This is a genomic window from Streptomyces sp. GL_148 (genome assembly GCF_057834205.1).
In genome coordinates this window covers 8,471,484-8,483,339 of record NZ_CM174396.1, presented here as the reverse complement: position 1 = coordinate 8,483,339, position 11,856 = coordinate 8,471,484, and the positions used below count along the sequence as shown (strand labels likewise).

Annotated in this window: 9 protein-coding genes; 4 read left to right on the top strand and 5 right to left on the bottom strand. The window is 74.9% G+C overall.

Annotation, left to right across the window (positions count from 1 at the left end; all coding sequences use genetic code 11):
- The first annotated feature begins 64 nt into the window (after positions 1-64).
- Positions 65-1,252, top strand: coding sequence for a PucR family transcriptional regulator (locus AC3IYI_RS38220; protein WP_489408024.1), 1,188 nt, complete (start codon positions 65-67; stop codon positions 1,250-1,252).
- 244 nt (positions 1,253-1,496) lie between these two features.
- Here AC3IYI_RS38220 and AC3IYI_RS38215 read toward each other — a convergent pair whose 3' ends face one another.
- Positions 1,497-1,901, bottom strand: coding sequence for an aggregation-promoting factor C-terminal-like domain-containing protein (locus AC3IYI_RS38215; RefSeq protein ID WP_489408023.1), 405 nt, complete (start codon positions 1,899-1,901; stop codon positions 1,497-1,499).
- A 436-nt stretch (positions 1,902-2,337) separates the two neighbouring features.
- Between AC3IYI_RS38215 and bla the strand changes: the two genes are divergently transcribed.
- A complete protein-coding gene (gene bla / locus AC3IYI_RS38210; protein ID WP_489408022.1) occupies positions 2,338-3,321 on the top strand; it encodes a class A beta-lactamase in 984 nt (327 codons plus the stop codon).
- Positions 3,322-3,357: 36 nt separating this feature from the next.
- On the opposite strand, the gene AC3IYI_RS38205 is transcribed toward bla, so the two are convergent.
- Complete coding sequence (locus AC3IYI_RS38205) at positions 3,358-4,263, bottom strand: D-hexose-6-phosphate mutarotase (protein WP_489408021.1); 906 nt, start codon at positions 4,261-4,263, stop codon at positions 3,358-3,360.
- A 134-nt stretch (positions 4,264-4,397) separates the two neighbouring features.
- Here AC3IYI_RS38205 and AC3IYI_RS38200 point away from each other — a divergent pair, with 134 nt between their 5' ends.
- Positions 4,398-8,201 (top strand): hypothetical protein, encoded by a 3,804-nt coding sequence (locus AC3IYI_RS38200; protein WP_489408020.1) that lies wholly within the window; start codon positions 4,398-4,400, stop codon positions 8,199-8,201.
- A 101-nt stretch (positions 8,202-8,302) separates the two neighbouring features.
- On the opposite strand, the gene AC3IYI_RS38195 is transcribed toward AC3IYI_RS38200, so the two are convergent.
- Both AC3IYI_RS38195 and AC3IYI_RS38190 read right to left on the bottom strand, forming a co-directional pair.
- Positions 8,303-9,367: a WD40/YVTN/BNR-like repeat-containing protein gene (locus AC3IYI_RS38195; RefSeq protein ID WP_489408019.1), complete on the bottom strand. Its 1,065-nt coding sequence runs from the start codon at positions 9,365-9,367 to the stop codon at positions 8,303-8,305.
- 117 nt (positions 9,368-9,484) lie between these two features.
- Entirely contained in the window at positions 9,485-10,183 is a 699-nt protein-coding gene (locus AC3IYI_RS38190) for a beta-glucanase (protein WP_489408018.1), read from the bottom strand.
- Between the two features lie 191 nt (positions 10,184-10,374).
- Between AC3IYI_RS38190 and AC3IYI_RS38185 the strand changes: the two genes are divergently transcribed.
- The gene (locus AC3IYI_RS38185) at positions 10,375-11,028 is read left to right on the top strand and encodes a GNAT family N-acetyltransferase (RefSeq protein ID WP_489408017.1); all 654 of its coding nucleotides are present in this window, start codon (positions 10,375-10,377) and stop codon (positions 11,026-11,028) included.
- A 21-nt stretch (positions 11,029-11,049) separates the two neighbouring features.
- On the opposite strand, the gene AC3IYI_RS38180 is transcribed toward AC3IYI_RS38185, so the two are convergent.
- Entirely contained in the window at positions 11,050-11,778 is a 729-nt protein-coding gene (locus AC3IYI_RS38180) for a dioxygenase family protein (protein WP_489408016.1), read from the bottom strand.
- Positions 11,779-11,856 lie beyond the last annotated feature (78 nt).

Genomic DNA, 11,856 nt, shown 5'->3' with positions numbered 1-11,856 from the left:
CGCGCACAGACCTGTCGCGCGCGCCCCTTACGGCGGCGCGGACGGGGTGACATCCTCAGCGGCCATGGGTGGACGCAGAACGCGCACGGAACAGGAGTGGTCGGTCCTGGTGTCGGCGGCGGAGGTACTGATCGCCGACATCCCCGGACTCACCGACCAGCTCATCAGGGACCTGACGAAGCACTCGCCGCTGTTCGACCTGGCCGTTCCGCGGGACGAACACTGGCAACAGGTCAGCGAGGCCATGCACTACGGCATCGAGGCCTTCGCCGCACCCAGGTCCGGCCCGCGCAGGGACCTCGCGTACGCGGAGGAGTTGGGCCGGCGGCGGGCCGAGCAGGGGCTGCCGCTGGACCTGCTGCTCTACGCGTACCGCAGGGCGGGCCGGCTCACCTGGGACGCGCTGCTGGACATCGTCACCGAGAAGGAGCCGGAGGCGTTGCCCGTGCTGGCACGCGCAGCCGGGGCCATGTGGGCGGGGATCGAGCAGCAGGCGGCCGCGACCGCGGAGGCGTACCGCACCGCGGAGGTGGAGATGCGCCGGCGCAGCGACGAGCGGGCCCAGGCCCTGCTGGACGCCCTGCTGGAGGGGGACACGGCGCCGGCCCTGGCCGCGCAGGTGGCGCTGGCCCTGGACCTGCCGGAGCAGGGGCGGTACGCGGTGGTGGTGCTGCCCGCCGACCGGGGCGACTCGGTGCACCGGGTGGTGGCGGCGGGCGGGATGCGGCTGTTCTGGCGGATGCGTACGGAGCGGGAGCTGGCCGTGGTGGCGCTGGGCGACTCCTCGCCCGCCGATCTGGCGGCGGAGCTCGCGGACCGCTGCCCGGGGCCGGGCGGCATCAGCCCGGTGGTGGACGGCTTGGCCGAACTGGGCCGGGCCCGGCGGCTGGCCGAGACGGCGCTGCGGACCTGCGGGCAGGACGAACGGGTGCTGGTACGGCTGGCCGACCGGCTGCCCACGGCCCTGGTGGTGCGCCAGCCCGAGCTGTCGGCCGAGCTGGTCCAGGCGGTGCTCGGCCCCCTGCTCGACCTGGACCCGGCCGACCGGGCGATGCTGCTGGAGACCCTCGACGCCTGGCTGGCGGCGGAGGGTTCAGCGGGCCGCGCGGCGAGCCGCCTGTACTGCCACCGCAACACGGTCTTCAACCGGCTGCGCCGACTGGAACACCTGACGTCGAAGTCCCTGTCCCGACCCCGGGACCTGATCGCGCTGACCCTGGCGCGTGACGCGTACCGGCTGTCGGGCGGCTGAGGAGGGGTCCGGCGGTCCGCCTGTCTATCGCCCGACCGTGGCCCCGGAGGGGAGCACCCAGGTCGATACTGCGTTCACGGGTACCACCTCCTCGATCTTTCACACGGCCTCCGGAAACGTCACAGTGGTCGCCTTCGTCCGCCACGAGTTTTCGTGGACCCGGCGCCCGCACACGCAAAAACGCTCGGCCGGGGTGTCCGGCCGAGCGTTGTCGTGTTCCGTGTTCCGTGGTCCGCTGGTGGGTTTAGTACCAGTGGTGGTTCTGCCAGAAGCTCCAGGCGCCTTCGGGGCTGCCGTAGCGGGAGTTCATGTAGTCCAGGCCCCACTTGATCTGGGTGGCCGGGTTGGTCTTCCAGTCCGAGCCCGCCGAGGCCATCTTCGAGGCCGGCAGGGCCTGGACCAGGCCGTAGGCGCCCGAGGAGGAGTTCGTGGCGGTGTGGTCCCAGCCGCTCTCCCTCGAGACGATGTTGTTGAACGCCGCGAACTGGCCCGGGTCCTTGATCATCTGCTGGGCGATCGCCTTGGCACTCATCGGGGCGGCCTGCGCCGGAACCGCGGCCAGCATGGAACCGGCGACTCCCAGAGCGAGGACGGTACCCGCGAGGGCCTTCTTCGAAGCGGCGATGCGGCGGATGACGGAGTGGGACACGGACGGGCCTTTCGACGGGGACAAGGGCGGCCGCAAGCACGCCGGAGACGTGCGTGAGCCACTCACGCGAAGGAGAGGGGTTCGTCGGCGGAAGCGGGAGAACCGGGACCGGGGATGAGCCCGGGGGGATCTCCGTCCGCCTTGCGACTCATCCAGTTCTACGGGGGTAGAACGCACCTGGCAACGCCCCCTCTTACTAGTGGCCCTCGCAGCCGGGGCGCAACGGCCCCCCTCGGCGCGGGTGGGCATCACCCCTGGTGGGGGCCCGTGTGCGGGGGCGAGAAGGGGACGTTCAAGGACTACTATCCCGCCTCGTATGTGACCTAGGTCCTGTGGGGCGGGTCACCGCCGGGACGCCCGAATCTCACCCTCCGTGACTACCCGTACCCCTTTCGGGGCAAGGTGAGTGGACGATCCGGCCCCCGGATCGAAGGCCATGGGCGCATCGAACGCCGCCTTTCTTGGTCCGGAGAGGAAGAGGACGACCGTGAACACCACAGGGAAGACCCCGTCCCGACGCGCGCTGCTCGCGTGGGGCGCCGGAGCGGCCCTGGCCGCCTCCCTGCCCGCGGGCGGGAGCGCCTTCGCCGCGACGGCGTCCCCCGCCGACTGCGGCGCGGTCGCGCACGCGTTGGCGGAACTGGAACGGGAGCACTCCGCCCGCCTGGGCGTCTACGCCCACGACACCGCCACCGGGCGCACCGTGCGGTACCGGGCGCAGGAGCGCTTCCCCGTGTGTTCGGTCTTCAAGACCCTGGCCGTGGCCGCCGTACTGCGCGACCTCGACCGCGACGGGGAGTTCCTGGCCAAGCGCGTCCGCTACACCGCGCAGGAGGCCGGCGCCTCCGGGTACGCCCCGGTCACCGGCCGGCCGGAGAACCTCGCCCGTGGGATGACCATCGCGGAGCTGAGCGACGCCACGATCCGCTTCAGCGACAACGCCGCCGCCAACCTGCTCCTGCGCGAGCTGGGCGGCCCGACGGCCGTCACCCGCTTCGCCCGCTCGACAGGGGACCCGGCGACCCGTCTGGACCGGTGGGAACCCGAGCTGAACAGCGCCGAACCCCGGCGGGTCACCGACACCACCACCCCGCACGCCATCGGACGGACCTACGAGCGCCTCGTCCTCGGCTCCGCACTCGAGCCGGCGGACCGGCGGCGGCTCACCGACTGGCTGCTGGGCAACACCACGGGCAGCGAGCGGCTGCGGGCCGGCCTGCCGGCGGGCTGGACCGTGGCGGACAAGACCGGCGGGGGTGCGTACGGCACCAACAACGACGTGGGCATCGCCTGGCCCCCCGGCCGGCCGCCCCTCGTCATCGCCGTCCTGACGACCAAGCCCCACCCCGACGCCCCGGCCGACAACCCCCTCATCGCCCGGACCGCCGCACTTCTGGCGACGGCCCTGACGGGGAGCTGATCGCGTCGGGCTTCCCCTCTCTCGCTTTCCCTGCCCTCACGTCTCCGTCATCCGAAGCTCTACCGCCAGTCGACCCGGCCGTCCTTCCTCGGCCACGAGCGGCCGTCCCACCCGTGCCGTCTCCGCGCACACGAAGTGCCGGTGCTCCTGCGGCGCGAGGTCGGCCATGCCCCGGGCGAGTTCGGCGCCCGGGTTCCAGACCACCACGTCGCTGTGGTCGTGGTGGGCGAGGGCGACGATCCTTCCCAGCACCTCGTCCCGCACCGTGGTGACGGGCGCCGGCGCCGTCTGGAACCGCTCGACGTGGTCCAGGGGGGTCAGCGTGCCGTCTTCGTCCTCGTAGCGGCGCCGGGTGAGCCCGTCGGTGTGTTCGGGGCCGAGGCCCGCGAGGTGTGCCCGTCCGAGGTCGCCGATCCGTACGTAGGTGTGGAGCGCGGCGGTGGCCGTGTGGTCGCCGCGGTCCTCGATCTCGATGAGGCAGGTGTCGGTCAGGGTGTACCGCGCTACGAGGACGAACTCCTCGGGCCACACTGCGCGGGTCGCCGGCGAGGGACGCAGGGTGCATTCCACGACGACCCGGTCCGCATCCTCCTCCCACTCCGTCAGTTCCCAGTCGGTGGTCCGCGCGAAGCCGTGCGAGGGCGAGCCGGCGGGGCCGGACGGGCCGAACCACGGCCAGCACAGCGGGACGCCTCCGCGCACGGCCGTTCCACGCCGCCACAGGTCCGGATCGGCGGACCACAGCACACCGGGGTCGTCGGGGCGGGCGGCGGCCGGGCGCCAGGTGACGAGCTGTCCGCCCTGGATGCTCAGACACGCCTGTCCGGCTCGCGGGTGGTCCACGACGAGGACGGGGAAGTCCGCGTACCTGCGGCGGGTGAGGGCCGGGGAGAGCTGCTCCTCGACGGGCAGGGTGCGGAACTTCTCGAAGATCTGATCCATGCCCCGACCTTCCTTCACGGCACGGAGCGGGTCAAATCATCATGGTTGGGGAGGGTTGCCCTCGTGGCAGGGCTTGCCGCCGGTGCCTTGCAATTGCCTCGCTCCTCATCCGCCGCCTGTTGCACGATGGCCCCATGAGCACCTCCCAGCAGCCCTCGCAGCACTCCGCCCGGCCCGGCCGGGAGGCCGCAGCCCGGCTCCTCGCCTCGCTCGCTCCGCTCGCCCACCGGGAGCGGATCCGCGCGGCCGTCGCCCAGGTGCGCGCGCTGCCCCCGGCCGAGGTGCCCGACCTGCTCACGGAGTTGGCCGACCCCGACCGGCATGTCCCGGACACCCGGGCCACGGCCCTGATCTGCGCCCGCTCCGTCCCCTGCGACCCGGCCCACGGGGACCGGCTCGCGGGCCTGCTCGTCGCGGGGCTCACCGACCCTCACGGGGCCGTACGCGCCCAGGCGCTGGCGGCGATCCGCACCGGCCGCATACGTCCGACCGCCGAAGCCCTGGTGACCGACCGGGTCACGGCCGCGGCCCGCGAGCAGCTCGTCACCGCACTGCACCGCACCCCGGCCGCGCTCCCCGATGCCCTGATCGACGCCGTCCGCGCGACCTGGGGCGACCGCGAAGCGGCGCGGCTGCTGCCCGCCTGCTCCCCCGCGACCGTGCGGCGGCTGCTCCCCGAGCTCCGGCACGCCCTGCACTCCTGGCTGCCGTTGGCGCGCCGGGTGCCCGAAGCCGTGTACGAGACCGTGGTCCGGGAGGCCGAGGCGCAGGCCCCGGCCGCCCGTGAATTCTGGTGGCTGCTGGAGGCCCGCGACCCGTTGGCCGCTCTGGCGCAGATCGACCCGGGCGCGACGCTGGACCTGTTCGAGCGGGTCGGTCCCGAGCGGCTCCCGCACGGACTCGTCCCGCACCTGCCCGCCTTCGTCGCCCACCGGCCCCGCCTCGCGGCGCGGTTGTGGGGGCGGGGCCGTCTGGTACTCACGGCGAGGACGCTGTCCGTCAACGGTGCGCGCCGCTTCGCCGACGCCGTCCCCGAGGACGAACTCGTCGCGGCGGTCCGTGCGGCGGCCGTCCCCGCGCCGGTGCTCGCGGCGCTGCTGCCCGCGCTCCCGCCCGGCCGGCGCGGAGCGGTGCTCGACGCGGTCCGGGCCGAGGAGGGCTCCGCGTCCGCCCCGTCCGCCGGCCCCGATACGGCGGTGCTCCCGGCCGAGCTGATGCGCCTGCTGCCCGCCCGGGACGCCGCGTCCTTCGCCCGCCAAGCCATCGACCGGGCGCGGGCCCGGGGCGCCGCGCCGATCGAGCTGCTGGAGTTGCGGGCCTTCCTGCCGTACGGGGACGAGGCCGCCGCGCTACGGGTGGACACCCGACGGGCGGACTCCGCCGAGCGGGCGGCCGCCTGGCGGGCTCTGGTGCACGCGGCGGCGCGGGCCCGGCGTGCGGAGGCGACCATCGAGGTGCTGACGGAGCTGGCCCGTCTGCGCTCGGAGCAGGACCCGGTGCGCCAGGTGGCCGTGGGCGCGCTGGGCGCCCTGGCGACGCACACGTTCACTGCGGCGGCGGTGCCGGCGCTGGAGCGGATCGCCTCGGACGCACTCGCCGCGCGGGACCTCTCGTACGGCACCCTCCTGGCGCTCACCCACCTCGCGGGCCGCCTGCTGCACACGACCGGGGACGGGACCCACGGGACGCACCCCGCCGCGGAACCCTCCGCAACCGATTGCGCCGCTCTGCCCGCGCTCGCCGCGTGGGCGGTCCGCACACTGGCCCGCGCGGACGACCCCGACCTTCCCGGTGGCGGGTTCGGCACGTTCGTGACGCGGGCCCTGCGTCCGGCGCCGCCGGCCGCCGCGGCCCGGGCGCTGCTCGACGCCGTGCGTCCCGTGGTGACGGAGTCCCTCGGCGCGGGCGATCCCGTCCCCGCGCTCGCCCTCGCCGAGTCCCTCTCGTCGGAGCCCGGTTGGGAACGGGCGGAGCCGTGGCTCGCGGAGATCGTCGAGCGGATCGCGCTGACCGGCGCGCGCGGTCCGGCGGAACGCGCCTGCGTGCCGTGGCTGGCCTCGGCGGGTCCGCGTGCCGAGCGGGTACGCGCCCTGCTCGCCGCGGATCCGTCCGCCGTCGTGCTGCCCCGCGTGGTGGAGCTCGTAGCGCGACAGGCCGACGACCTGTTGCCGGCCCTCGCCTCCACCCCCTTGGACTCGCCTCCCCGCGGCCGCTTCCACGACCCGGCCCAGGCGGTGGGCGGGTCCCTGCGCCGGGTCCCGCCGCCGGTACGGGGGTACGCGCACCGGTGGACCGACGCAGCGTGCGCGGCCGTCGCCGACTGGCTCGCGGCCGGGCTGCGGGACCGGGCGGATCCGGACCGGTCCCCCGGCGACGAACTCCTGCGGGAACTCGCGGCGGTGCCGGGCGGCGGCGGGCTTCCGGCGGTGCGGGAGGCCGCGGAATCGGCACACGTACCGACCGCCGAGGCGGCCCTGGCCGCGCTGCCCGGAGCCGAACGGCCCGGCCTGGTCCTGCCCGACCTGCTCGCGCGGGCCGACGGCGACCGGGCGCGCGTCGCCGTGTACGGGATCGGACGGGTGTGCGCGCACGTGCCGCCGCCGGAGCTCGCGGCGCGGTTCCGGCCGGTGCTGGAGCGGGCGACGGGCACGAAGGTGACGGCCCGCAAGGAGATCGTCCGGCTGGCGGCGGACCGGCTGCCGGCGGCGCTCGCGGGAGAGTTGCTGGTGGCGGCGTTCTCGGCGCCGGGCCAGCACCGCGACGTACGGGCGGCGGCGGTGACGCGGGCGGCGCGGCTCGTCACACTGGGACCGGTGGAGGCGTGCCTCCGTACGACGGCGCGGGAGGGTTCGAGGGCGGAGCGGGAGGCACTGCTGCGCGTGCACCCGCTCGACCTCCCGGCGGCGGCGCGTGAGCTGTACGGGAAGCTGGTGGCCGAGGTGTGCCACCGCTTCCTCACCCAGGCGCCCACGCATACGGACTCCCCCGCCGGCGCCGGCCCGGCCTCTGGCGAGGCCCCCGACCGAGCTTCCGACACGACGCTCTACGGAGTTTCCGACGCGGCGCTCGACGCACGGACGGTCGCCGAAGCCTGTCGGGTCCTGCACCGTTGGGCCCTCGTGGTGCCGTCCGCCGTGGACGCGGGCCTGCTGCCGCGCCTGGCGGTCGAGCCCGAGAGCCACGGGGTCGTGTGGCGGGCGGCCGTAGAGGCGGTCGTGGACGCGGCACGGGTCGATCCGGATGCGTACGGTCCGGCGCTGAGGACGGTCACGGCGGCGCTGCTGGGCCGGCACGTACGGGAGGCCGGGTCGGACGACCGGGCCTGGCGGCTCGCCGGGCGGGCCGAACCGGCCGACCGGGACCCGCGTGATGCCCTGCACCGGATCGCGGCGCTGGCGGGGAGCCTCGAACGAACGGCGGGGCAAGGTCTGCCCGAGGCCTGCCGGCCCGTCTGGCGGGACGCGATCGCGCTGATCGCTGAGCAGGACGCGACTCTGCGCTGGGCGGTCGCGGCCCGGACGGCGCTGTGGGACCCGTCCGCACCGGCGTCCGAGCGGGCCCGGGAGCTACGGGCACAGGCGCGGGCGGTACGCGACCGGCCGCTGCTCGCGGCCCGTACGGCGGTGGCGTTGGCCCGCCGCTCGCCCCGGGTCTCCCCGGCCGCGCTGGCAGAGGCCCGCGACGCGGCGCTGGCGATCGGCGCGTCGGGGACGACGTGGTTCGCGCGGCGCCGCAGCGGCACGCGCCCACCCCGGGACGGGCTGTTCGCCGGCCTGTACGCGGTGGGCCTGGCGGAGGACCATGCGGGCCGGGCGGCATCGACCGGCAGCGAACTCGGCCCGGCGCTGCGGGTGTTGCGGGACCTGCTGGCCCACCCCGTCCCGGAGGTCCGCGACGCGGCGGACGCGGCGCTCACGACGTGGGAGCGGAACCGATAGGCCCCGCACCCCGGGCCGTACGGCGGTGGGAACCGGAGTCAGCGGCCCGCGCGAAGGCGATGTTCGGGCTGCGGGCGGCGCACGGCGGCAGGTGGCTCCGGTCAGCTCCCGCGCACCCCTTCCAGACGCCCGACCCGCCCCTTCTCCCCCGCCGCCCAGCAGGCGCCGTCAACCGTGCAGGTGACCGTGTCGAACGACCCCGGGTCAAGCGCCCGCCAGGTACGGCCACCGTCCCGGGTCACGTCCGTACCCGTCGGGCCCACCGCCAGGGCCGTGCCGGCGCCGTACGGGAACCAGGCCGCGCCCGAACGGTAGGCCGGCGGCGGGGTCGATGCCGGGCTCCAGGTGCGGCCCGCGTCCGAGGACACCGCCGCGGCCTGCGGGGAGGCCTGCCCGGTGCGGTAGTCGCCGCCGACCGCCAGGCCCCTCGTACGGTCCTTGAAGGCCAGGGCGAAGACCCCGCGCGCCGGGTCGCCCGCGGGGAGGGTGGAGTCGGCGACCTGCCAGGTCAGGCCGCGATCCGCGGAGTGGAGCACCCGCGCGACCGGGCCCCCGCCGGTGGCCAGCCAGACGTCGCGGGGTCCGGCGGACACCAGGCACTGGCCGCTCGCCGCGAAGCCCGCCTCGCCCGGCAGCGCGTCCGGCATCCCGGCGTTCGGCAGCACCCGCCAGCTCCGGCCGCCGTCGTCCGTGGACAGGATGCGGAACCTGCCGTCCACCGGGTCGCTCATCGCGAGCCCGTGGCGGGAGTCGAAGAAGGTGAGGCAGTCGTAGAAGGCCCGCGGGTCGGGGTTTCGGAAGGTCTCCGTCCACGTGGCGCCGCCGTCCTCGGTGCGCAGCACCCTGGAGGCCTCGCCCTCGCCGATGGACAGGGCGACCGCGCGCCGCCCGTCGAAGGCCTCGATGTCCCGCAGCTCCAGCCCTTCCGCGACGGCCCCCGGCGATGAGACGTCGCGCCAGCTGCGACCGCCGTCCGAGGTGCGCAGCACGGTCCCCTTCGAGCCGGCCACCCAGGCCGTGGACCGGCTCACCGCCGCCAGTCCGCGGAAGCGGGCGTCCTTGCCGGTCTCCTTCAGCGCCCAGCGCGCGCCCCGGAGGTCCCGTGACTCGCCTGCGGCCTGCGCCGGGGCGGCCACCACCCCCAGCAGCAGAGCCGCCGCGCACATGCCAACTCCCAGAAGTCTCATGGCGCCGGAAGGTAACGCACCCCGGATTCACCGTCCAGGGCGCGTCCCGGCCACCGGCTGCCCGTCGAATCCGGCCGCTGCCGCTGCGTTGCCGGTCTACAGGAGCCCTCGATGTGTCCGGTAGACCCGCAACTGGGAGACCTCGTAGGACAGCTCCGTGACCCCGGGCTCCGGCGCCGGGTGGTACCTGCCCGCGCAGACGGAGAGGTTGACGATGAGGTACGCGGACCAGCGACGGCCCACGCCCCTGCCGTCGCCGAAGACCCGGTCGCCGTTGATCCACCAGATGACCGACCCCTTCCCGAACTCGACCTTCAGGTCGATCCACGCTCCGGGCCGGACCGCCGGGTCCCGGTGGTAGCGGTGCGCCTCCCGGACGTGGTTCGAGAGTTCGAGGAGGTCCGGGTTGTCGGGGTGGTACTCGAAGACGTCGATCTCCTGGCCGCCGTCGCGCCAGGTCCAGATGGCGGGCCAGGCGCCCAGCTGCACCGGCAGCTTCACCCGGGCCTCCAGTACGTCGCCGGTGCGCACCTCGAAGCCCTCGTCACTGCCCTCGGTGGTGAGAAGGCCGCTGTCCCAGTCTCCGTCGGGGCGCGGTGTCGCCCGGAAGATCCCGGCGCGGCTGTAGGCGGGGTCTTCGGTGAGGTGGTCCAGTTTGTTGTCGCCCGGGTTGACCGGGCCGCCGTCGGGATACGCCCACGAGTGGCCGGCGATCCACTGGGTGGGAGAGGCGAAGTCGGCGGTGAAGACGGGAGTTCGGCGCGGGCGCGGCAGGAGCCGCAGCCGTTCGATCATGTCCGAGAGCATGCGGGTTATCTGCCCGCCAGGAGCCCCCGCACACCTCAATCATCACCCACTGCGATCGGACGGATACTTTACGCTCCTCGCCGGGAGTGAGGGGGCGTGCCCCCATGGTCACGCCCCACCCCTGACATGTAAGGTCCGACTGACGCTATCAACTATTACGAATCAGGGGGCGGGCGGCGATGCCGGACACCAGGGTCGGGGAGCTCGTGCGGATGTGGATCAACGGCTGGGTCGTCTCCCGCGGCAGCTCGGACCCGATCGACGAGCCATGGGGGTGGACGATCGACGTCGGACAGCCCCAGCACGTCGCCCGGCACGTGCTCCCGGAGCCCTCCGAGGCCGATGTGCGCAAGATCGTCGCCTCGACCAGCGCGCCCGGGACCTGGCTGAAGCTGTTCGCCGAGGAGCAGACGGTCCTGCCCTGGGTCGGGCCGGGCTGGCGGCGTGACAGTCCCGGCTTCCTGATGACGTGCCGGCTCGTACCCGAGCGCCCTGAGGTGCCCGCCGGCTACACGCTCACCCATTGGACACGGGGCGGCGTCAGCCGGGTGCTGGTCCGCACCCGCGACGGGCACTTCGCCGCCCGCGGGCAGATCGCCCATGCCGGCGCACATGTCGTGGTCGACCAGGTCGAGACCGCCGCCCGGCACCGGCGCAGGGGCCTCGGCGGCCTGGTGATGCGCGCCCTGCAGGGCGCCGCGTACGAGGCCGGCGCGAGGACGGGCGTCCTGGTCGGCACGCCCGAGGGTCAGGCGCTCTACTCCTCGCTGGGCTGGACCGCGCACTCCCCGATGACGAGCCTCTGGTACGAGCCGTCGGATGCGGCGCAATGAGCTGAACCTGAGCCCCGGACGTCAGGTGATGCCGACGGTGTAGGACGCCCGGTAGCCGGCCGCGTCCGGCGACGGGGCCAGGGTCATCGCCGCGCCCGAGTCCCGGTAGCGGCTGTCGCGGGTGTTGGGGTGGGCCGGGGCCGGCCGGCGGGCGTAGGGCTGGAGCTCGTACACGCGCACGAGGAGTTCCTCGGGGAAGAAGAACTGCGAGGTCGTCTCGGTGTGTTGGTCGGGGCGGACCTTGAAGTGGATGTGCGGCGCCAGGCCCCGGTACCAGCCCGGCACGATGGTGCGGAAGGTGCAGCGCCCGGCGGCGTCCGTGAGTTGGGTGCCGCGCAGGAAGGCGTCCGTACCGGTGGAGTACGTGCCCGAGGAGTCCGCGTGCCAGACGTCGACCGCGGCGCCGGGGACCGGGCGGCAGCCGGCCGCCACCCGGAGCACGGTCAGGTCCAGGCGGAACGGCACGCCGGCCCGGCCTTCCGTGATGTCGGACCGGACCCGGTCCAGGTCGAGGTAGTACGGCCCCTCGCCCGCCTCCGTGGTCAGCACGCACGCCGGGCCGGACGATCCCGTCCCGGTCCCCGTCCCCGCCCCGGTCCCGGTCGCGGACGCGGGGGCCTTGGGCAGGCCTGCCGCCCCCCGGTTGGCGGCCGGACCTGAGCAGGCCGCCGCCAGCGCGGCGGCTCCGGCCGATCCGGCGGCCAGCAGGAGTGTGCGGCGGCTGGTCCGGGCGTTGGCGTTCTCCGTCATACGCACCCCTTCGCGTTTCCGGGGCCGTCATGGCGGACCGCCACCGGCCGCGCCCACCGTGCCGGACGGCCCGGGCAC